At 60.1% G+C, this 22,351-nt stretch carries 18 protein-coding genes; 13 read left to right on the top strand and 5 right to left on the bottom strand.

The features are described 5' to 3' along the window. Window positions 1-33: 33 nt before the first annotated feature. Window positions 34-897: a translation elongation factor Ts gene (gene tsf / locus HBO41_RS05405; RefSeq protein ID WP_053254736.1), complete on the bottom strand. Its 864-nt coding sequence runs from the start codon at window positions 895-897 to the stop codon at window positions 34-36. A 191-nt stretch (window positions 898-1,088) separates the two neighbouring features. Next, on the bottom strand, window positions 1,089-1,826 hold the full coding sequence (gene rpsB, locus HBO41_RS05400) for a 30S ribosomal protein S2 (RefSeq protein ID WP_003189158.1): 738 nt from the start codon (window positions 1,824-1,826) through the stop codon (window positions 1,089-1,091). A 387-nt stretch (window positions 1,827-2,213) separates the two neighbouring features. On the opposite strand from rpsB, the gene map reads away from it, so the two are divergent. From map to HBO41_RS05380, 4 genes are all read left to right on the top strand, one after another. Beyond that, complete coding sequence (map, locus tag HBO41_RS05395; protein WP_017137140.1) at window positions 2,214-2,996, top strand: type I methionyl aminopeptidase; 783 nt, start codon at window positions 2,214-2,216, stop codon at window positions 2,994-2,996. A 66-nt stretch (window positions 2,997-3,062) separates the two neighbouring features. Then, entirely contained in the window at window positions 3,063-5,765 is a 2,703-nt protein-coding gene (locus HBO41_RS05390; RefSeq protein ID WP_017137139.1) for a [protein-PII] uridylyltransferase, read from the top strand. Window positions 5,766-5,911: 146 nt separating this feature from the next. Further along, a complete protein-coding gene (dapC, locus tag HBO41_RS05385) occupies window positions 5,912-7,108 on the top strand; it encodes a succinyldiaminopimelate transaminase (protein ID WP_169985376.1) in 1,197 nt (398 codons plus the stop codon). A 167-nt stretch (window positions 7,109-7,275) separates the two neighbouring features. Next, window positions 7,276-7,986 carry a M12 family metallopeptidase gene (locus HBO41_RS05380; protein ID WP_099548552.1) on the top strand — a complete coding sequence of 237 codons (711 nt, stop codon included), beginning with the start codon at window positions 7,276-7,278 and terminating at the stop codon, window positions 7,984-7,986. A gap of 19 nt (window positions 7,987-8,005) precedes the next feature. On the opposite strand, the gene HBO41_RS05375 is transcribed toward HBO41_RS05380, so the two are convergent. After that, a complete protein-coding gene (locus tag HBO41_RS05375) occupies window positions 8,006-9,649 on the bottom strand; it encodes a Na+/H+ antiporter (RefSeq protein ID WP_017137136.1) in 1,644 nt (547 codons plus the stop codon). Between the two features lie 278 nt (window positions 9,650-9,927). Between HBO41_RS05375 and HBO41_RS05370 the strand changes: the two genes are divergently transcribed. From HBO41_RS05370 to HBO41_RS05355, 4 genes are all read left to right on the top strand, one after another. Next, window positions 9,928-10,236 carry an arsenate reductase gene (locus HBO41_RS05370; RefSeq protein WP_262380226.1) on the top strand — a complete coding sequence of 103 codons (309 nt, stop codon included), beginning with the start codon at window positions 9,928-9,930 and terminating at the stop codon, window positions 10,234-10,236. 31 nt (window positions 10,237-10,267) lie between these two features. Further along, window positions 10,268-11,302 (top strand): 2,3,4,5-tetrahydropyridine-2,6-dicarboxylate N-succinyltransferase, encoded by a 1,035-nt coding sequence (gene dapD / locus HBO41_RS05365; RefSeq protein ID WP_017137134.1) that lies wholly within the window; start codon window positions 10,268-10,270, stop codon window positions 11,300-11,302. 63 nt (window positions 11,303-11,365) lie between these two features. Further along, window positions 11,366-12,571 carry an aminotransferase class V-fold PLP-dependent enzyme gene (locus HBO41_RS05360; RefSeq protein WP_169985372.1) on the top strand — a complete coding sequence of 402 codons (1,206 nt, stop codon included), beginning with the start codon at window positions 11,366-11,368 and terminating at the stop codon, window positions 12,569-12,571. Next, entirely contained in the window at window positions 12,568-12,981 is a 414-nt protein-coding gene (locus HBO41_RS05355; protein ID WP_099548549.1) for a SufE family protein, read from the top strand. The genes HBO41_RS05360 and HBO41_RS05355 overlap by 4 nt, the downstream gene beginning before the upstream one ends. A 99-nt stretch (window positions 12,982-13,080) precedes the next feature. Here the strand turns inward: HBO41_RS05355 and tcdA are convergent, their stop codons facing one another. Further along, window positions 13,081-13,896, bottom strand: coding sequence for a tRNA cyclic N6-threonylcarbamoyladenosine(37) synthase TcdA (tcdA, locus tag HBO41_RS05350; RefSeq protein ID WP_017137131.1), 816 nt, complete (start codon window positions 13,894-13,896; stop codon window positions 13,081-13,083). A 217-nt stretch (window positions 13,897-14,113) separates the two neighbouring features. On the opposite strand from tcdA, the gene HBO41_RS05345 reads away from it, so the two are divergent. The 4 genes from HBO41_RS05345 (at window position 14,114) to HBO41_RS05330 (ending at window position 19,280) form a co-directional block, all read left to right on the top strand. Next, the gene (locus HBO41_RS05345; RefSeq protein WP_099548548.1) at window positions 14,114-16,705 is read left to right on the top strand and encodes a glycosyltransferase; all 2,592 of its coding nucleotides are present in this window, start codon (window positions 14,114-14,116) and stop codon (window positions 16,703-16,705) included. A gap of 182 nt (window positions 16,706-16,887) precedes the next feature. Beyond that, window positions 16,888-18,039: a succinyl-diaminopimelate desuccinylase gene (gene dapE, locus HBO41_RS05340; protein WP_017137129.1), complete on the top strand. Its 1,152-nt coding sequence runs from the start codon at window positions 16,888-16,890 to the stop codon at window positions 18,037-18,039. Further along, the gene (locus tag HBO41_RS05335; RefSeq protein WP_138449950.1) at window positions 18,039-18,848 is read left to right on the top strand and encodes a putative RNA methyltransferase; all 810 of its coding nucleotides are present in this window, start codon (window positions 18,039-18,041) and stop codon (window positions 18,846-18,848) included. Before dapE ends, HBO41_RS05335 begins: the two co-directional genes overlap by 1 nt. Before the next feature lie 54 nt (window positions 18,849-18,902). Continuing rightward, window positions 18,903-19,280 carry a hypothetical protein gene (locus HBO41_RS05330; RefSeq protein ID WP_169985370.1) on the top strand — a complete coding sequence of 126 codons (378 nt, stop codon included), beginning with the start codon at window positions 18,903-18,905 and terminating at the stop codon, window positions 19,278-19,280. Window positions 19,281-19,417: 137 nt separating this feature from the next. Here the strand turns inward: HBO41_RS05330 and HBO41_RS05325 are convergent, their stop codons facing one another. Then, window positions 19,418-19,627, bottom strand: a complete 210-nt coding sequence (locus HBO41_RS05325; RefSeq protein WP_003219353.1) for a cold-shock protein — start codon at window positions 19,625-19,627, stop codon at window positions 19,418-19,420. Window positions 19,628-19,809: 182 nt separating this feature from the next. On the opposite strand from HBO41_RS05325, the gene plsB reads away from it, so the two are divergent. After that, window positions 19,810-22,314, top strand: coding sequence for a glycerol-3-phosphate 1-O-acyltransferase PlsB (plsB, locus tag HBO41_RS05320; protein WP_017137126.1), 2,505 nt, complete (start codon window positions 19,810-19,812; stop codon window positions 22,312-22,314). Window positions 22,315-22,351 lie beyond the last annotated feature (37 nt).

The following is a 22,351-nucleotide window of genomic DNA, read 5'->3' as shown; positions in this document are numbered from 1 at the left end:
GGCAGCCTCTTTCGGCGACAGTTGAAAACTGTCTTATTGCTTGGCGGCAGCCAGCTGGGCAGCAACTTCTTCAGCGAAGTTGTCGACCGGCTTCTCGATGCCCTCGCCTACTTTGTAGTAGGTGAAGGAAACGATTTCAGCACCGGCTTTCTTGGCCAGTTCGCCAACCTTGATTTCAGGGTTCTTGACGAACGCCTGCTCAACCAGGCTCGCTTCAGCCAGGAACTTGCTGATACGGCCTTTGATCATGTTTTCAACGATGTTTTCCGGCTTGCCGGCGATCTTGTCAGCGTTGAGGCTCAGGAACACGGCTTTTTCGCGTTCGATTGCGTCAGCGGACACTTCCGATGGCAGCAGGAATTCCGGGTTGCTGGCCGCTACGTGCATAGCGATGTCTTTTGCCAGCTCAACGTCGCCGCCTTTCAGGGCAACCACGACGCCGATTTTGTTACCGTGCAGGTAACCACCAACCACATCGCCTTCAATGCGGGCCAGGCGACGGATGTTGACGTTTTCGCCAACCTTGCCGACCAGTACCAGGCGATCAGCTTCTTGAGCTTCGATCAACGGCTCAACGGTAGTGAGCTTGTCGTCGAATGCTTTCTTGACGCTGGCAGCAACGAATGCCTTGAAGTCGTCCTGCAGAGCCAGGAAGTCGGTCTGGGAGTTCACTTCCAGCAGAACGGCAGCCTTGCCGTCTTCAACCAGAGCGATAGCGCCTTCAGCAGCAACGTTGCCTGCTTTCTTGGCAGCCTTGATGGCGCCGGAAGCACGCATGTCATCAATGGCTTTTTCGATGTCGCCGCCAGCCTTGGTCAAGGCCTTTTTGCAATCCATCATGCCTTCGCCGGTACGCTCACGCAGTTCTTTAACCAACGCTGCAGTAATCTCTGCCATTTCAAAATCCTCTTGGATAGGTTTTCAACCATTCCACCCGATCAAACGGGCGATCAATTCTTCCCGAATCACCCTTGTAGGCCGCTGCACGTTACAGAAGTTGTAGCTGCGCTGCCGACAAATGGTTTTCGAGGTGGCAAAAAGGGGGCCAAGCCCCCTTTTTGCTTACTGAGTCAACGCCAGGGCGCTAATTACTCAGCGGCAGCTACCGGAGCTTCTTCAACGAACTGCTCGGTACCACCAGCAACGTGGTTGCGACCACGGATTACAGCGTCAGCCATCGAACCCATGTACAGCTGGATAGCGCGGATTGCGTCATCGTTGCCTGGGATGATGTAGTCAACGCCTTCCGGGCTGCTGTTGGTATCGACTACGCCGATAACAGGGATGCCCAGCTTGTTGGCTTCGGTGATCGCGATGCGCTCGTGATCAACGTCGATAACGAACAGTGCGTCAGGCAGACCGCCCATGTCCTTGATACCACCCAGGGAACGATCGAGCTTTTCCAGGTCACGGGAGCGCATCAGCGCTTCTTTCTTGGTCAGCTTGGCGAAAGTACCGTCTTCGGCTTGCACTTCAAGGTCACGCAGACGCTTGATGGAAGCACGGATGGTTTTGAAGTTGGTCAGCATGCCACCCAACCAGCGGTGATCGACGTACGGCGAACCGCAACGTGCTGCTTCTTCAGCAACGATCTTGCCAGCGGAACGCTTGGTGCCGACGAACAGGATCTTGTTTTTGCCCTGGGCCAGACGCTCTACGAAAGTCAGAGCTTCGTTGAACATTGGCAGGGTTTTTTCAAGGTTGATAATGTGGATCTTGTTACGCGCGCCGAAAATGTATTTACCCATTTTCGGGTTCCAGTAACGGGTCTGGTGACCGAAGTGCACACCGGCCTTCAGCATATCGCGCATGTTGACTTGGGACATGATAGTTCCTTAATAAGTCGGGTTTGGCCTCCACGTATCCCAATGACCAACCAGCGGCATCAAGGCCTCCGGCACCCAGGTCATCGTGTCGACACGTGTGTGGATTTAAGCTTTGCGGGGTATCCCCGGAAAGCGGCGCATTTTATACCACACGAAGGACGAAAACGAAACCTGCAATCACATTTGCCAGCAACCGTGTTCGTGTAACCCCTTGAATAGAGCCGACATACCCCTACTCTATAGAGAGATGCGATTATCAGAGGATCATGATTTGACGCCATCGTCTGTTAGAATCGCGTTTTTTGAGGCTTGTGCGAATTTCGTAACCATTTGTCGCACGCCCGTAAACCGTATTGATTTCAGCGCGTCGCGCTAGAGAGAGCCTGTATGACCGTTAGTTTGAAAACCGCCGAAGACATCGCCGGCATGCGCATTGCCGGCAAACTGGCTGCCGACGTGCTGGAAATGATTGCCGAGCATGTCAAGCCAGGCGTCACCACCGACACTCTGAACCAGATCTGCCATGACTATATAGTCAACGTGCAAAAGGCCATCCCTGCCCCACTGAACTACAAGGGCTTCCCCAAATCGATCTGCACCTCGGTCAACCACGTGGTCTGCCACGGGATTCCAGGCGACAAGCCGTTGAAGGACGGCGACACCCTGAACATCGACGTCACCGTGATCAAGGACCGCTATTTCGGCGATACCAGCCGTATGTTCCACGTCGGCAACGTGCCGGTCTGGGCTGAGCGCCTGTCCCAGGTCACCCAGGAATGCATGTACAAGGCCATCGAGATCGTAAAACCTGGTTGCCGCCTGGGCGATATCGGTGAAGTGATCCAGAAGCACGCAGAAAAGAACGGCTTTTCGGTGGTGCGCGAATTCTGCGGCCACGGTATCGGCACCGTATTCCACGAAGAACCACAGATCCTGCACTACGGCCGCGCCGGCACCGGCATGGAGCTCAAGGCAGGCATGACCTTCACCATCGAGCCAATGATCAACCAGGGCAAAGCCGACACCAAGGTGCTGGGCGACGGTTGGACCGCCATCACCAAGGACCGCAAGCTCTCGGCCCAGTGGGAACATACCCTGCTGGTCACCGAAACCGGCTACGAGATCTTCACCCTGCGCGCAGACGACACGATCCCTCGCGTTTCGGCGTGATGGTTGCCTCGGTTTTCCAGCTACACCGTTGTGACTGACTCAATAGACAGATAGGAAAGCCGATCGATGCCCCAGGTGGACCCCGAACTCTTCGACCGTGGCCAGTTCCAGGCCGAACTGGCCCTGAAGGCAAGCCCCATCGCCGCCTTCAAGAAGGCTATCCGCCAGGCCCGCGAGGTGCTCGATGAGCGCTTTCGCAGCGGCCGGGACATTCGTCGGCTAATCGAGGACCGCGCCTGGTTCGTCGACAATATCCTGCAAAAGGCCTGGGAGCAGTTCAGTTGGAGCGAAGACGCCGACATCGCCCTGGTAGCGGTCGGCGGCTACGGTCGGGGTGAGTTGCACCCCTACTCCGACATCGACCTGCTGATCCTGCTGGACAGTGCCGATCATGAGATCTTTCGCGATTCCATCGAGCGTTTTCTGACGCTGTTGTGGGACATCGGCCTGGAGGTCGGCCAGAGCGTGCGCTCGGTGGACGAATGCGCCGAAGAGGCACGCGCCGACCTCACCGTCATCACTAACCTGATGGAAAGCCGCACCATCGCCGGGCCGGAACGCCTGCGCCAGCGCATGCTGGAGGTCACCAGCACCGCGCATATGTGGCCAAGCAAGGAGTTCTTCCTGGCCAAGCGTGCCGAGCAAAAAGCCCGGCACCACAAGTACAACGACACCGAATACAACCTGGAACCCAACGTCAAAGGCTCGCCGGGCGGGCTGCGCGACATCCAGACCATCTTATGGGTGGCCCGCCGCCAGTACGGCACCCTCAACCTGCGCGCCTTGGCCGGTGAAGGCTTTCTGGTCGAGAGCGAAAATGCGCTGCTGGCCTCGTCCCAGGAGTTCCTGTGGAAGGTGCGTTACGCCCTGCACATGCTCGCCGGGCGCTCCGAAGACCGCCTGCTGTTCGACCACCAGCGCTCCATCGCCACCCTGCTGGGGTTTGAAGGCGAGGACGCGAAAACCAGCATCGAAAGCTTCATGCAGCAGTATTACCGCGTGGTCATGAGCATTGCCCAGCTCAGCGACCTGATCATCCAGCACTTCGAAGAGGTGATCCTGGCGCCGGAAGACGAAGCCCCGCCGCAGCCGATCAACTCGCGCTTCCAACTGCACGACGGCTATATCGAGGCGCGCAACGACAATGTGTTCCGTCGCACGCCGTTCGCCATGCTGGAAATCTTTGTGCTGATGGCCCAGCAGCCGGAAATCAAAGGCGTGCGCGCCGATACCATCCGCCTGCTGCGGGAAAACCGTCACCTGATCGACGATGATTTTCGCAACGACATCCGTAACACCAGCCTGTTTATCGAACTGTTCAAGTGCAAGATCGGCATTCACCGCAACCTGCGGCGCATGAACCGTTACGGCATCCTCGGCCGCTACCTGCCGGAGTTCGGCTTTATCGTCGGGCAGATGCAGCACGACCTGTTCCACATCTATACCGTCGACGCCCACACCCTCAATTTGATCAAACACCTGCGCAAGTTGCAGTACACCCAGGTGTCAGAAAAATTCCCGCTGGCCAGTAAACTCATGGCCAAGCTACCCAAACCCGAACTGATCTATCTGGCCGGCCTGTACCACGACATCGGCAAAGGCCGGCATGGCGACCACTCTGAAGTCGGCGCGGTCGATGCCGAAGCCTTCTGCCAGCGCCACCAATTGCCGCAGTGGGACAGCCGCCTGATCGTGTGGCTGGTGCAGAACCACCTGGTGATGTCGACGACCGCGCAGCGCAAGGACCTGTCCGACCCGCAGGTGATCCACGACTTTGCCGGGATCGTCGGTGATGAAACCCGCCTCGACTATCTTTACGTGCTGACCGTCTCCGACATCAACGCCACCAACCCGACACTGTGGAACTCCTGGCGCGCCAGCCTGTTGCGCCAGCTCTACACCGAGACCAAGCGCGCGCTGCGCCGTGGCCTGGAAAACCCGGTGGACCGCGAGGAGCAGATCCGCCGCACCCAAAGCGCGGCCCTGGATATCCTCGTGCGCGGCGGCAACGACCCGGATGACGTCGAGCAGCTATGGTCGCAACTGGGCGATGATTACTTCCTGCGCCACACCGCCGGCGACGTGGCCTGGCACAGTGACGCGATCCTGCAACAGCCGGCCGACGGCGGCCCACTGGTGCTGATCAAGGAAACCACCCAGCGCGAATTCGAGGGCGGCACGCAGATCTTCATCTACGCGCCGGACCAGCACGACTTCTTCGCCGTGACCGTGGCCGCCATGGACCAGCTCAACCTGAACATCCATGATGCGCGGGTTATCACCTCCAGCAGCCAGTTCACCCTCGACACCTACATTGTGCTCGACACCGACGGTGACTCGATCGGCGACAACCCGGTGCGCGTGAAAAAGATCCGCGAAGGCCTTACCGAGGCCCTGCGCAACCCTGATGACTACCCGACCATCATCCAGCGCCGGGTGCCGCGCCAGCTCAAGCACTTTGCGTTTGCGCCCCAGGTGACCATTTCCAACGACGCCCAGCGCCCAGTGACCGTGCTGGAACTCAGCGCACCGGACCGCCCAGGCTTGCTGGCGCGCATCGGCGGGATCTTCCTGGAGTTCGACCTGTCGCTGCAAAACGCCAAGATTGCGACCCTGGGGGAACGCGTGGAAGACGTGTTCTTCATTACCGACGCCGACAACCAGCCGCTGTCCGACCCGCAGCTGTGCCTGCGCTTGCAGGAAGCTATCGTGCAGCAATTGAGCGTGAGCCAGGAACCGGGTGTCGAGCTGACCAGACTGACCATTTGATTTTTAACTTCCCAGTGGGCACGGTCCCTGTGGGAGCTGGCTTGCCTGCGATGCGGGCGCCGCGGTGCATCTGGTACACCGCAGCGATGTGATCGCAGGCAAGCCAGCTCCCACAAAAGGCCGCACTCATCTTGATCGAGGCTTACATGAACAACGCCCTGAACCAGCTCCAGCCCTACCCGTTCGAAAAACTGCGCGCCCTGCTCGGCAGCGTTACACCGAACCCGGATAAACGCCCGATCGCGCTGTCCATCGGCGAGCCGAAGCACAAATCCCCGGCCTTCGTAGCCAAGGCCCTGGCGGATAACCTCGACCAGATGGCGGTGTACCCGACCACCCTGGGCATCCCGGCCCTGCGCGAGGCCATCGGCGCCTGGTGCGAACGGCGCTTCAACGTGCCCAAAGGTTGGCTCGACCCGGCGCGCAACATTTTGCCGGTCAACGGCACCCGCGAGGCGCTGTTTGCCTTCACCCAAACCGTGGTCAACCGCGCTGACGATGCACTGGTGGTCAGCCCCAACCCGTTCTATCAGATCTATGAAGGCGCTGCGTTCCTGGCCGGGGCCAAGCCGCATTACCTGCCGTGCCTGGACAGCAATGGTTTCAACCCGGACTTCGACGCCGTTTCGCCAGACATCTGGAAACGCTGCCAGATCCTGTTCCTGTGCTCACCCGGCAACCCGACCGGCGCGCTGATCCCGGTCGAGACCCTGAAAAAGCTCATCGCCCTGGCCGACGAATATGACTTCGTGATCGCCGCCGACGAGTGCTACAGCGAGCTGTACTTCGACGAACAGACCCCGCCGCCAGGCCTGCTCAGCGCCTGTGTCGAACTGGGCCGCCAGGACTTCAAGCGTTGCGTGGTGTTCCACAGCCTGTCCAAGCGCTCCAACCTGCCAGGCCTGCGCTCGGGCTTCGTGGCCGGCGATGCCGATATCCTCAAGGCCTTCCTGCTGTACCGCACCTATCACGGTTGCGCGATGCCGGTGCAAACCCAGCTGGCCAGCATTGCTGCCTGGCAGGATGAGCCCCACGTATTGGCCAACCGTGACATGTATCGGGAGAAATTCGACGCCGTGCTGGCGATTCTCAAGCCGGTGCTGGATGTACAAGCCCCAGACGGCGGCTTCTATCTGTGGCCGAATGTGAAGGGCGACGATGCCGCGTTCTGCCGTGACTTGTTCGTGGAAGAACACGTGACCGTAGTGCCGGGTTCGTACCTGTCGCGCGAAGTCGACGGCTTCAACCCTGGCGCCGGTCGCGTACGCCTGGCGCTGGTTGCGCCGTTGTCGGAGTGTGTGGAAGCGGCGGAACGGATTCGGGACTTCATAAACCGTCGCTGAACACCCCCACGCTGCCCGCACTGTAGATAAAGTGCGGGCAGCGCCACACGATCGACACTGCGCTGCATAAGTAGCCATTTGCTTAAAAACGATAATCGGTGGAATCCTATCAACGACAAGTGCCACTCAATGTTCATTAACGTCTTGAACAATGTAGACATGGCACGATGACAAACCTGAGCACAGCAACTCTCGGTTTCACCTCCACACGCACTCACGACATTGATATATATCAAGCGCCCCCGGATAAATCCCACTCAAGAAAAACCCGCGCTGTTTCAGCACCCGACAAATACTGGCCGCAAAATTCCACGCTGAAGATTGCTGTCTATGATGCCGACGAAGAAGCACTGGAGCACATAAAAAAGGCTGCGAATCTTTGGCTGTCGCATATCAACCTGACCTTTGAATTTGTTTCAGGGGAAGAGGGAGATATACGCATCGCGCTGGACTATGGGGAGACTCAATCAGGCAGCTCTGCACTTGGAACCGACGCGCAAAAAGTGCCCCTCTACTTACCGACCATGGTGTTGCCAAACCCTTACGACAACCCAAGATTCGAAGCCATTGCAGCCCATGAGTTCGGGCATGCCCTAGGGTTGCATCACGAACATAAACACCCCAATAGAACGATTGATTTTAATACGCCAACCATCTACAGGCACTTTAAAGGCCATGGATCGAATGAAGCCATCCATAAAGACATTCTCCAGCGCCTCACTGGAAAAAACGTCGCTGCCTCCAAATACGATAGAAACTCAATCATGCATTACGGCTTCACCAGAGACGAACTATGGAAGCAGCCGGCAATCCCTTGGCCCACCCGATTGACAGAACTGGATAAGTCTTTCATAGCCGAGCAGTACCCCAAACCTTAAGGCACCGCGGTGTGGACAACTACTTCATCACACCCAGATTCGCCTCACTCATATCCAGATCCGCCAGGACCTCGCGCAACACGTCATCACCAATCTGGTGATGACGGCTCAGGCTGTACAACTCCAAGCGCTGCGCGCGCAAGGCCTTGAGGCGCAATTTGCGTTCAAGCAGGTCCATCTGATGCGCCAGTGCCTGGGCTTCGGCTGAATCGTTGAATACTTCCAACTGATGACGGTATTCCGACATCAGCCGCGCCTTTAGCTCGGTCGCGAGTGCTGCCTGGGCGGCGTCTGGGGTTTCGGTTTCGGCAGGCTCGTCCGCTTCCAGCGCGTGGATGGCGGCTACCGCGGTTTTTTTCCACGCCTCACGCACTTCGTTATGGCGCTTTTCATCGGGGCTCTGCTCGATGCCACGCAATAGCAGCGGCAAGGCGATGCAGGCGGCCACCAGCGACAGTAGGATCACGCCGGCGGCGATAAAGATCAGCAGGTCGCGCTCGGGAAAATCCTGGCCAGGCGCCAGCAATAAAGGCACCGACATCACACCCGCCAAAGTGACCGCACCGCGCACGCCACCCACGGTCAATAGCCAGCAGGACCGGGCCGTAGGCACGAGTGTCAGCTCGCTTTTCCCACGCAGCCGCCGTAACAGGCCCGACAAACGCCAGATGCTTTGCACCCAGATAAAGCGCAGCACCACCAGCACCAGGAAGATCGCAACCACATCCAGGCAGCGATACAACAGCGTTGGCCACAGTGTCGGTTCGTGACTGACCACGGCCTTGATTATGTCCGGCAGTTGCAGGCCCAGTAGCAGGAAGATCAGGCCATTAAACGCAAACTCCAGCAGCGACCACACACTGCGGTTGAGCAAGCGCGTGCTGGTCTGGCGTGGCAGCAAGTCGAGCCAGCTTTGCATCATGCCCGCCGCCACCGCCGACAGGATGCCGGATGCGCCCAGGCGCTCGGCCAGCACGTAGGCTGCGAACGGCAGCAGCAACATAAACACCACGTGGGTGGCCGGGTCGTCCCAACCACGGGCAATCATCCAGGCGCGTAAACGGCCGACCAACCAGCTCAGCGCCACGCCTACCGCGAGGCCGCCCACCGCCACCAGCACAAAAGTCAGGCTGGCATCGGCCAGGGAAAACACGCCGGTCAACGCCGCCGCCAGGGCGAACTTGAAGGTCACCAGGCCCGAGGCATCATTCATCAATGCCTCGCCTTGAAGCATATGCATCAAAGGTTTTGGCAGGCGATTTTGGGAAATGGCCGACACCGCCACGGCGTCAGTCGGGGACAATACGGCCGCCAAGGCGAAGGCCACCGGCAACGGGATCGTAGGCAATATCCAATGGATGAAGTAACCGGCACCGACCACGGTAAACAACACCAGCCCCACCGCCAACGTCAGGATCGGGCCTCTGAGCCGCCACAATTCGCGCTTGGGCATGCGCCAGCCATCGGAGAACAGCAACGGCGGCAGGAACAAAAACAGGAACAGCTCCGGGTCCAGCGCCACGTGCAACCCCAGCGTAGGCCAGGCCAGCAAGGCGCCGGCGGCGATCTGCACCAAGGGCAACGGCAGGGGAATAATGCGCCCGACAAGGCGCGAAACGCTGACCAGCATCAGCAGGATAAGAACGGTATAGGCGGTTTGCATAACGCGGGTTTCCCGGACAATCGACTTGCTATGACACCGATCTGGCAACAACTGGCCGTTGAAGTGCCATATTAACCGGCTATGTTACCCGCTTGGCTGCGCAACGGCTTTTGCACATAAGTCGCACTGAATCATCGGCAAGTATGACGAGCGGCACCCAAACCCGCTGGTCGTGGCATAATCCGTGACCTTTAACTTTCATACGTCCAAAGGGGGGCAATTCCTTGACCGTTTCAAGCAAAACCTTGCACCTTTTCGGCATCAAAGCCTGCGACACCATGAAAAAGGCGCGCACCTGGCTCGATGAGCACGCTGTGAGCTATGAGTTCCACGACTACAAAACAGCCGGTATCGACCGCGAACACTTGACCCAATGGTGCAACGAGCACGGTTGGCAGGTGGTTTTGAACCGTGCGGGCACCACCTTTCGCAAACTCGAAGACGAACGCAAAGCCGATCTCGATCAGTCGAAAGCCATTGAATTGATGCTCGCACAACCCTCGATGATCAAGCGCCCGGTGCTCGATCTCGGTGGCAGAACCCTGATTGGCTTCAAGCCAGATAGTTATTCGGCGGCCCTCAAGTAGGCCAGCCTTCCATTTTTGTAGAGGTAACAGCATGTCCAATTCCCTGTTCAGCCTGGGCTTCGGCGTCGGCACTCAGAACCGCCAAGGTGCTTGGCTGGAAGTGTTTTACGCACAACCGCTGCTCAACCCGTCGGCCGAGATCGTTGCCGCCATCGCGCCGATCCTCGGTTATACCGAGGGCAACCAGGCCATTACTTTCACCGTGAGCCAGGCGCTGCAACTGGCTGACGCGCTCAAAGGTGTCGACACGGCCCAGGCCGCGCTGCTCAGCCGCCTGGCTGAAAGCCACACCCCGTTGGTCGCCACCCTGTTGGCCGAAGACGCCGCACTGACCTCCACGCCTGAGGCCTACCTCAAGCTGCACCTGCTGTCCCACCGCCTGGTCAAGCCCCACGGCCTGAGCCTGGCCGGTGTGTTCCCGCAGTTGCCGAACGTGGCGTGGACCAGCCAGGGCGCAATCGACATCAACGAGCTGGCCGAGCGCCAACTGGAAGCACGCCTGCGTGGCGAGCTGCTGGAAGTGTTCTCGGTGGACAAGTTCCCGAAAATGACTGACTACGTAGTGCCGGCTGGCGTGCGTATCGCTGATGCCGCGCGCATCCGCCTGGGCGCCTACGTGGGCGAAGGCACCACCGTGATGCACGAAGGTTTCGTCAACTTCAACGGTGGCACCGAAGGCCCGGGTATGATCGAAGGCCGTGTATCGGCAGGTGTATTCGTCGGCAAGGGTTCGGACCTGGGCGGCGGTTGCTCCACCATGGGCACCCTGTCGGGCGGCGGCAACATCGTGATCAAGGTGGGCGAAGGCTGCCTGATCGGCGCCAACGCCGGTATCGGTATCCCGTTGGGCGACCGCAATACCGTGGAGTCGGGCCTGTACGTGACTGCCGGTACCAAGGTTGCTCTGCTAGACGAGCACAACCAACTGGTCAAAGTGGTCAAGGCGCGCGAACTGGCCGGCCAGCCGGACCTGCTGTTCCGCCGCAATTCCCAGACCGGTGCCGTGGAGTGCAAAACCCACAAATCGGCGATCGAACTGAACGAAGCGCTGCACGCTCACAACTAAGCAGCCACTCGATGCAACTAGCGGGCCCCACACCTGGGGCTCGCTTATACGAGTCTTAAGACCATGCTTGTGCCCTCCCCCTGGCGCGCCGATTTTCCGGCCATCGCCACCCTGCAACGGCAAGACCAGACCTACCTGGACAACGCCGCCACCACGCAAAAACCCCAAGCCCTGTTGGATGCCATCAGCCATTACTACGCCAATGGCGCAGCCAATGTGCACCGTGCCCAGCATTTGCCGGGTGCCCACGCGACCCAGGCGTTTGAAGACAGTCGCAGCAAGGTCGCGCAGTGGTTGAATGCAGGTGACAGCGGGCAGATCGTGTTTACCCACGGCGCGACGTCTGCGCTGAACCTCCTGGCCTATGGCCTTGAGCACTTATTCAATGCGGGTGATGAAATTGTCATCAGCGCCCTGGAACACCACGCCAACCTGCTGCCCTGGCAGCAACTGGCCAAACGTCGCGCGCTGACGCTGGTGGTCTTGCCCCTTGGCGATGATGGCGTGATTGACCTGCAAGCCGCCGCCGAATTGATCAGCCCGCGTACGCGCTTGCTGGCAGTGAGCCAGCTGTCCAACGTACTCGGCGCCTGGCAACCTTTGGAGGTCTTGCTGCCAATGGCCAAGGCCCACGGTGCCTTGACCGTGGTCGATGGCGCCCAAGGCATTGTCCATGGTCGCCACGACGTACAGGCGCTGGGTTGCGACTTCTACGTGTTTTCCAGTCATAAGCTCTACGGCCCGGACGGCGTCGGCGTGCTGTATGGCCGCAACGAAGCGCTGCATCACCTGCGCCACTGGCAGTTTGGCGGCGAGATGGTGCAGCAGGCCGAGTATCAAAGTGCGAGCTTTCGCCCTGCCCCGCTGGGTTTCGAAGCGGGCACGCCGCCGATTGCAAGTGTGATCGGCCTGGGTGCCACGCTGGACTACCTGAACTCACTGGACCAGCCGGCCGTGGTCGCCCATGAAGCAGCCCTGCATGACTACCTGCTGCGCGGCCTGAAAGCACGCAATGGCGTGCGCGTACTGGGCTCGCCCCAGGTGGCACTCGCCAGTTTCGTAGTGGAGGGCGTGCATAACGCCGACCTGGCTCATCTGTTGACCGAACAAGGCATTGCCGTGCGAGCTGGCCATCATTGCGCCATGCCATTGCTCAAGGCCATGCACTTGTCCGGAGCGATCCGTGTGTCCCTGGCGCTGTATAACGACTCCGATGACCTGGAGCGCTTCTTTGAAGCGCTGGATCAGGCGCTGGATATGTTGCGATGAGCTTGCCTGCGGATGCCATCAGCGCGCTTGAGTCGTTTCAGGCAGTAGGCAGTTGGGAACAACGCGCCCGCATGCTGATGCAGTGGGGCGAGCGGCTGCCGGCGTTGACGGCTGACGAAAAGGTTGAGGCCAACCTCGTGCAGGGCTGTGAAAGCCTGGTGTGGTTGGTCGGCCGTTTACAGGACGGCCATTGGCAGTTTGCCGCGAGCAGCGATGCGCGAATGATCCGGGGGTTGGTGGCGTTGCTGCTGGCACGGGTCAATGGGTTGTCGGCAAGTGAGTTGCAGGCGGTTGACTTGCCGGACTGGTTCAATCAACTGGGGCTTTCGCGCCAGCTGTCGCCGTCGCGCAGCAATGGGCTTAATGCTGTACTGCAGCGCATGCAAGAGCTGACCTGTACGCAAAACTAATGTGGGAGCTGGCTTGTGTGGGAGCTGGCTTGCCTGCGCTGCAGGCACCTCGGTCTATCAGTCAAAGCCAGCTCCCACATTTTGTTTTGTGCAGGACAGCTAGATCTGGGTAGGTTTAACCCGCTCCGACGGCCTGCGCACCCCGGCCACAATCTTGTCCACCGCCTTGGTCGCCGCCACCATGCCAAACGTGGCCGTGACCATCATCACCGCGCCAAACCCGCCCGCACAGTCCAGCTTCACGCCGTCACCGACAAAACTTTTCTGCAAACAAATGCTGCCGTCCGGCTTGGGATAGCGCAGCTGCTCGGTAGAGAACACACACGGCACGCTGTAATGGCGGGTCACGGTGCGCGAAAAGCCGTAGTCGCGGCGTAGCGTGGAGCGCACTTTCGAGGCCAGCGGGTCGTTGAAGGTGCGGTTCAAGTCGCAGACCTGGATCAGCGTCGGGTCGATTTGCCCGCCGGCGCCGCCGGTGGTGATGATCTGGATCTTGCGGCGCTTGCACCAGGCGATCAGCGCGGCCTTGGCGTTCACGGCGTCGATGCAGTCGATCACGCAATCGATATTCGGCGTGATGTACTCAGCCATGGTGTCACGGGTCACGAAGTCCGCCACCGCGTGCACCGTGCAATCCGGGTTGATGCCGCGCAGGCGTTCGGCCATTACCTCGACCTTGGGCTTGCCCACGGTGCTGTCCAGGGCGTGCAACTGGCGGTTGCTGTTGCTGACGCAGACATCGTCCAGGTCAAACAGCGAAATCTCGCCCACGCCGCAACGGGCCATGGCTTCCGCCGCCCAAGAGCCCACGCCGCCGACGCCGACGATCGCCACATGGGCCGCTTTCAAGCGTTCCAGGCCTTCAATGCCATACAAGCGGGCGACGCCTGCAAACCGCGGATCTTCTGTGCTCATGACCATTACCCCAAAAACCGGCGCGCATTATGGACTACACAGCGACAAGTTCGAAGCTTCCAGCTACAAGTAAAGAACTTAGAGGGTCTTTCGCTGACTAACGTCCGGCTTTTCTCTGTCTGCTGTACGCTCAGTTAAAGGCCGGTGTAGGATGCGCGCCGTTCGGCGTAGGCCGACACCTCTTTTCGTTCCACACCCTTTGGAACCCGAAATAGCCATGTCATCGCGTAAATTTGGACTCAACCTGGTGGTAGTGCTGGCAATTGCCGCGCTGTTTACCGGCTTCTGGGCGCTGATAAACCGCCCGGTCACCACCCCTAACTGGCCTGAACAGATCTCCGGGTTCTCCTACTCGCCGTTCCAACAAGGCCAGTTCCCGCAGAAAGACCAGTACCCCACCGACGACCAGATGCGCCAGGACCTGGCGATCATGAGCAAGCTGACGGACAACATCCGTACTTACTCAGTCGACGGCACCTTGGGCGATATTCCCAAACTGGCCGAAGAGTTCGGCCTGCGCGTGACCCTGGGGATCTGGATCAGCCCGGACCTGGAACGCAACGAGCGTGAAATCCAGCGCGCCATCGAGATCGCCAACAACTCGCGCAGTGTCGTGCGCGTGGTGGTCGGTAACGAGGCATTGTTCCGCGAAGAAATCACCCCGGAGGCGCTGATCGTGCTGCTGGACCGGGTGCGCGCCGCCGTGAAAGTGCCGGTGACCACCTCCGAGCAATGGCACATCTGGGAAAAGAACCCGCAACTGGCCAAGCACGTCGACCTGATCGCCGCGCACATCCTGCCGTTCTGGGAGTTCATCCCGATGGACAAGGCCGGCCAGTACGTACTGGACCGTGCACGGGATCTGAAAAAGCTGTTCCCGAAAAAACCGCTGCTGCTCTCGGAAGTGGGCTGGCCGAGCAACGGCCGTATGCGCGGTGGCAATGAAAGCTCGCCGGCAGACCAGGCGATTTACCTGCGTACGCTGGTGAACAAACTGAACCGCCAGGGTTACAACTACTTCGTGATCGAGGCCTTCGACCAGCCGTGGAAAGTCAGCGACGAAGGCTCGGCGGGCGCTTATTGGGGCGTGTACAACGCCGCACGCCAGCAGAAATTCAACTTTGAAGGACCGGTCGTCGCGATCCCGCAATGGCGCGTGCTGGCCATCGGCTCGGTGGTGCTGGCGCTGCTGTCGCTGACCCTGCTGATGATCGACGGCTCGGCCCTGCGCCAGCGTGGCCGCACCTTCCTGACCTTTATCGCGTTCCTCTGTGGTTCGGTATTGGTCTGGATCGGTTACGACTACAGCCAGCAATACAGCACCTGGTTCAGCGTCACCGTCGGCATTTTGCTGGCCCTCGGCGCGTTGGGCGTGTTTATCGTATTGCTCACCGAAGCCCACGAACTGGCTGAAGCGGTGTGGACCCACAAGCGCCGGCGTGAATTCCTGCCGGTGGAAGGCGATTCGGACTACCGCCCGAAAGTCTCGATCCATGTGCCGTGCTACAACGAGCCGCCGGAGATGGTCAAACAGACCCTCGACGCCCTGGCCGCCCTCGATTACCCGGACTTCGAAGTCCTGATCATCGACAACAACACCAAGGACCCAGCCGTCTGGGAGCCGGTGCGCGACTACTGCGAAACCCTCGGCCCGCGCTTCAAGTTCTTCCACGTCTCGCCCCTCGCCGGTTTCAAGGGCGGCGCGCTGAACTACCTGATCCCGCATACCGCCAAGGATGCCGAAGTGATCGCGGTGATCGACTCGGACTACTGCGTGTCGCCCAACTGGCTCAAGCACATGGTGCCGCACTTCGCCGACCCGAAAATCGCCGTGGTGCAGTCGCCGCAGGACTACCGCGACCAGAACGAGAGCACTTTCAAGAAGCTCTGCTACGCCGAATACAAAGGCTTCTTCCATATCGGCATGGTCACCCGCAACGACCGTGACGCGATCATCCAGCACGGCACCATGACCATGACCCGTCGCTCGGTGCTCGAGGAACTGGGCTGGGCCGACTGGTGCATCTGTGAAGACGCCGAACTCGGCCTGCGGGTATTCGAGAAAGGCCTGTCGGCCGCGTATTACCACGACAGCTACGGCAAGGGCTTGATGCCGGATACCTTTATCGACTTCAAGAAGCAGCGTTTCCGCTGGGCCTACGGCGCGATCCAGATCATCAAGCGCCACACCGCCAGCCTGTTGCGCGGCAAGGGCACCGAGCTGACCCGTGGCCAGCGCTACCACTTCCTCGCGGGCTGGTTGCCGTGGGTGGCGGATGGCATGAACATCTTCTTCACCGTCGGCGCCCTGTTGTGGTCGGCGGCGATGATCATCGTGCCGACCCGTGTTGACCCGCCGCTACTGATTTTCGCGATCCCGCCGTTGGCGTTGTTTGTGTTCAAGGTCGGCAAGATCATCTTCCTCTACCGCCGTGCGGTGGGTGTGAACTTGAAGGACGCATTCTGCGCGGCGCTGGCCGGGCTGGCGTTGTCACACACCATCGCCAAGGCGGTGCTGTATGGCTTCTTCACCACCAGTATTCCGTTCTTTCGCACACCGAAAAACGCCGATAACCACGGCTTCTGGGTAGCCATTTCCGAAGCCCGCGAAGAGATGTTCATCATGTTGCTGTTGTGGGGCGCCGCACTCGGGATTTACCTGGTGCAGGGCCTGCCGAGCAATGACATACGCTTCTGGGTGGTGATGCTGCTGGTGCAATCGCTGCCGTATGTGGCGGCGCTGATCATGGCGTTCCTGTCGTCGCTGCCAAAACCTGCACCTAAGGTTGAGCCGGCAACCGCTGAGTAAAAACTTGCGCAATGCACTAAACGGCGGCCTCTGGCCGCCGTTTTGCTATAAGATAACGGCCGTTTTACGAGACTTGGCCAGGCCCTGCTTTCTGTGGGAGCTGGCTTGCCTGCTCCCACATCGAACCCTGTTTTATCCACATTCGTCCTGCGCGCCCATTACACGCTTCCCGGAGTTTTCCCATGACGGCCCATGCCGACCTTTCGCCGACCCTTCAACTTGCCATCGACTTGATCCGTCGCCCCTCAGTGACGCCGATTGATGCCGACTGCCAGAAGCTGATGATGCAGCGCCTGGGCGACGCAGGTTTTGCACTTGAGCCGATGCGTATCGAAGATGTGGACAACTTCTGGGCCACCCATGGCAAGCACGAAGGCCCGGTGCTGTGCTTTGCCGGCCACACCGATGTGGTGCCGACCGGCCCGGTGCAGGCCTGGCAGAACGACCCGTTCGATGCGTTGATCGACGAGCACGGCATGCTCTGCGGGCGTGGCGCAGCGGACATGAAAGGCAGCCTGGCGGCAATGCTGGTGGCTTCGGAGCGTTTTGTCACCGACTACCCGGACCACAAGGGCTCGGTGGCTTTTCTGATCACCAGTGATGAAGAAGGCCCGGCGCACCACGGCACCAAAGCGGTGATTGAGCGTCTGGCGGCACGCAAGGAGCGTCTGGACTGGTGCATCGTCGGCGAACCGTCGAGCACCACGCTGGTGGGCGATGTTGTGAAGAACGGCCGTCGCGGCTCCCTCGGCGCCACCTTGACCGTGCGCGGCGTGCAGGGCCACGTGGCATACCCGCACCTGGCGAAAAACCCGATCCACCTGGCAGCACCGGCGCTGGCGGAACTGGCTGCCGAGCATTGGGACGATGGCAACACCTTCTTCCCACCGACCAGCTTTCAAATCTCCAACCTCAATTCCGGCACCGGCGCCACCAACGTGATTCCGGGTGACCTGACAGCAGTGTTCAACTTCCGTTTCTCCACCGAATCCACCGTCGAAGGCCTGCAACAGCGGGTTGCGGCGATTCTGGATAAACACGGCCTGGACTGGCACGTTGATTGGGCCTTGTCTGGCCTGCCATTCCTCACCGAGCCGGGCGCGTTGCTGGATGCTGTCTCGGCCAGCATCAAGGCGATTACCGGCCGCGAGACCAAAGCGTCCACCAGCGGCGGCACGTCCGACGGGCGCTTCATTGCCACCCTCGGCACTCAGGTGGTGGAGCTGGGCCCGGTCAACGCGACGATTCATCAGGTCAACGAACGCATTCTGGCCAGCGACCTCGATGTGCTGACCGAAATCTACTACCAAACCCTGATCAAGTTGCTCGCCTGATGCTCGCGTGCCCCCTTTGCAGCGCACCGCTCAACGCGGTGGATAATGGCGTGGCGTGCCCCGCTGGGCACCGTTTCGACCGTGCGCGCCAGGGTTACCTGAACCTGTTGCCGGTGCAGCACAAGAACAGCCGCGACCCAGGCGACAACCTCGCCATGGTCGAGGCACGCCGCGACTTTCTCAATGCCGGGCACTATGCGCCAGTGGCCAGGCGCCTGGCCGAACTGGCCGCCGAGCGCGCGCCGCAGCGCTGGGTGGACATCGGGTGTGGCGAGGGTTACTACACCGCGCAAATCGCCGACGCCCTGCCCCACGCTGACGGTTATGCGCTGGATATCTCCAAGGAAGCGGTGAAACGCGCGTGCAAACGCAACCCGGCGCTGACCTGGTTGATCGCCAGCATGGCCCGCGTGCCGTTGGCGTCGGGCAGTTGCCAGTTTCTCGCCAGCGTGTTCAGCCCTTTGGACTGGGAAGAGGCCAAGCGCCTGCTCAGCCCCGGCGGCGGTTTGATGAAGGTTGGCCCGACTGCCGGCCACCTGATGGAATTGCGCGAACGCCTGTACGACGAAGTGCGTGAATACACCGACGACAAGCATTTGGCGTTGGTACCCGAAGGCATGAGCCTGGCGCACAGTGAAACGCTGGAGTTCACCCTGAGCCTGATCGAGCCCCAGGACCGCGCCAACCTGCTGGCGATGACGCCCCATGGCTGGCGCGCGAGTGCCGAGCGCCGTGCTGAAGTGATCGAGGCCGCCGAGCCGCTGCTGGTCACCGTGTCGATGCGCTACGATTATTTCGTGCTTCAATAACCGACTTTTAAGTATCCGCGAATGGATTTTCGAATCCCGCAACGAGGAACATCCATGCGCCAACCTGATATCGAGATTTACCTGAAAGACGCCGAGGTCGACTACAAGGCCATCGCCGCCTGGCTGGGCACTGCCCTCGGCCCGTGCACCGACTGGGTCCAGAAAGGCCAGACCTACAAGTGCACGGCCGGCACTGTACCGATCACCTGGCTGCCAAAAGCCGTGGGCAAGTGGAACAGCCTGTACCTGGAAAGCGACCAGACGCCGTGGGATGACGACATCGCCTGCGCCCGCGCCGCCTTTGCCGCGCTGAACGTCGAAGTGCGCTGCGCGCCGGGTACCTGGGTTGAGGAGGAAGGCGAGGAAAGCGCTGATACCTGGATTCGCATCAGTGCTGACGGTGAAGAGCAGATCACCTGGAAAACTGCCTGATCCAAACCGGAAAACCCAATCAATGTGGGAGCTGGCTTGCCTGCGATAGCATCACCGCGGTCCGACTGATAGACCGAGGTGTCTGCATCGCAGGCAAGCCAGCTCCCACAGTTGATTGGGTCGGCAGGACAAGGGTGTTACAGACCCACCACATCCTCAGCCTGCAAGCCCTTCTCGCCGGTCACCACGGCGTATTCCACCTGCTGGCCCTCGGCCAATGAGCGGTGGCCCTCACCGCGAATGGCGCGGTAGTGCACAAACACATCCTTGCCGTCTTCACGCTGGATAAAGCCATAGCCCTTTGCATCGTTGAACCACTTCACATTGCCGGTTTCACGCGTTGCCATCTGTCTTACTCCCACATGCATTTTTATTGTTGAGTCGCTCGCATTGAACTGCCGAGTATAAGACAGGCTCAAAAACGATCAACTCAAGTTTACATCGCTGCTTTTTTGCCGATTTTCGGCGAATACGGCACACTACCCGCCCGAGCACCTGCTCGGTTTTTTCCACTTGAAGCAGCACGCCTATGACCCGCTCCCCGTTCCGCCGTCTGGTGTTTGGCACCTTGCGCCGACTGTTGTACCTCTGGGTTCGCTCGGAGACGATCAATCAGTCGTCCCTAACCCTTAACCTGGACCGCAGCCGGCCGGTGTTTTACGTCCTGCAATCGCCCTCTCTCACCGAATTGGCGGTGGTCGACAAGGAATGCACCAAGGCCGGCCTGCCGCGCCCGGTGCTGCCGGTGTCAGTGGGGTCGTTGATCGAACCCGCCGCGTTCTTCTACCTCACGCCCGAACCCGACTGGCTCGGCCGCCAGGACAAGCGCGGCGCGCCGCCAACCCTGACCCGCCTGGTCAACACCCTGACCGAGCACGCCGAAGAGAATGCACAAATCATTCCGGTCAGCGTGTTCTGGGGGCAGTCGCCCGAAAGCGAGTCCAGCCCGTGGAAACTGCTGTTTGCCGACAGCTGGGCCGTCACCGGCCGCCTGCGCCGGTTGCTGAGCATCCTGATCCTGGGCCGCAAGACACGTGTGCAATTCTCCGCGCCTATCAACCTGCGTGAATTGATCGAGCACAATAAAGGCCACGAACGTACCGTGCGCATGGCCCAGCGCATCCTGCGCGTGCACTTTCGTAACCTGAAGACTGCGGTCATCGGCCCCGACCTGTCTCACCGCCGTAACCTGGTCAAAGGCCTGGTCAACATGCCGCTGGTGCGCCAGGCCATCGCCGATGAAGCCGAGCGCGAGAAAATCACCCCGGAAAAAGCCAAGGCCCAGGCCCTGCGCTACGGCAACGAGATCGCTTCGGACTACACCTACACCGCGATTCGCTTTCTGGAAGTGGTATTGAGCTGGTTCTGGAACAAGATCTACGACGGCATCAAGGTCAACAATATCGAAGGTGTGCAAAAGGTTGCCCAGGGTTACGAGGTGATCTACGTGCCTTGCCACCGCAGCCATATCGACTACCTGCTGCTTTCGTACCTGCTGTTCAAAAACGGCCTGACTCCGCCGCACATTGCCGCCGGCATCAACCTGAACATGCCGGTGATCGGCAGCCTGTTGCGCCGGGGCGGTGCATTTTTCATGCGCCGCACCTTTAAGGGCAACCCGCTGTACACCTCGGTGTTCAACGAGTACCTGCACACCCTGTTCACCAAGGGCTTCCCGGTGGAGTACTTCGTCGAAGGCGGACGCTCGCGCACCGGGCGCATGCTGCAACCGAAAACCGGCATGCTGGCGATCACCCTGCGCAGCTTTTTGCGTTCCTCACGCATGCCGATCGTGTTCGTGCCGGTGTATATCGGCTATGAACGCGTACTCGAAGGCCGTACCTACCTGGGCGAGTTGCGCGGGGCGAGCAAGAAGAAAGAATCGATCTTCGATATTTTCAAAGTGGTCGGCGCGCTCAAGCAGCGCTTTGGTCAGGTCGCGGTCAACTTCGGCGAGCCGATCAAGCTGGCCGAGTTCCTCGACGCCGAGCAGCCGGACTGGCGTGCCCAAGAGCTGGGCCCGAACTACAAACCGGCGTGGCTCAACGAAACCACCAACCGCCTCGGCGAACAGGTGGCACGCCACCTCAACGAAGCCGCAGCGGTCAACCCGGTAAACCTGGTGGCCCTGGCACTGCTTTCGACCACACGCCTGGCCCTGGATGAACAGGCCATGGCCCGCCAGTTGGACCTGTACCTGGCACTGCTACGCCGTGTGCCCTACTCGCCGCACACCACCTTGCCGGAAGGCGATGGGCTGGCGCTGATCAAGCACGTCAAGGACATGAACCTGCTCTCGGAGCAGAGTGACGCCCTGGGCAAAATTGTGTATCTGGATGAGCAGAACGCCGTCCTGATGACCTATTACCGCAACAACGTGCTGCATATTTTTGCCCTGCCGGCGCTGCTGGCGAGCTTCTTCCAGAGCAGCTCGCGCATGAGCCGCGAGCAGATCCTGCGCTTTACTCGCGCGCTCTACCCTTACCTGCAATCGGAGTTGTTTATCCGCTGGTCGCTGGAAGAGTTGGACGCCGTCGTCGACCGATGGCTGGAAGCCTTTGTCGAGCAAGGCCTGCTGCGTTTTGAAAACAACGTGTACCTGCGCCCGGCCCCGAGTTCGCGGCACTTTGTGCTGCTGACGCTGTTGTCCAAGAGCATCGCCCAGACCCTGCAACGCTTCTACATGGCGATCTCGCTGCTGCTTAACAGCGGCCAGAACAGCATCAGCGCCGAAGAGCTGGAAGACCTGTGCACGATCATGGCCCAGCGCCTGTCGATCCTGCATGGCCTGAACGCGCCGGAGTTCTTCGACAAGAGTCTTTTCCGACATTTTATCCAGACATTGCTGGAGCAAGATGTGCTGCGCCGCGACGAGGCCGGGAAATTGAGTTACCACGACCTGCTGGGTGAACTGGCGGAAGGCGCGGCCAAACGCGTGCTGCCTGCCGAGATTCGTCTGTCGATTCGCCAGGTGGCCTTGCATCGCGTCGACGGCGCAGCTGAAGCGCCTGTGGAACCGGCAGAAAGCCGCTAGATTGACTGAGGCGCCGGGCTGTTTCCGGCGCCGTTGA

This window comes from Pseudomonas sp. WS 5146 (assembly GCF_012985495.1).
GTDB classification, from domain to species: domain Bacteria; phylum Pseudomonadota; class Gammaproteobacteria; order Pseudomonadales; family Pseudomonadaceae; genus Aquipseudomonas; species Aquipseudomonas edaphica.
Note: the sequence above shows the minus strand (reverse complement) of the source record. Positions and strands in the feature narration are given on the sequence as shown.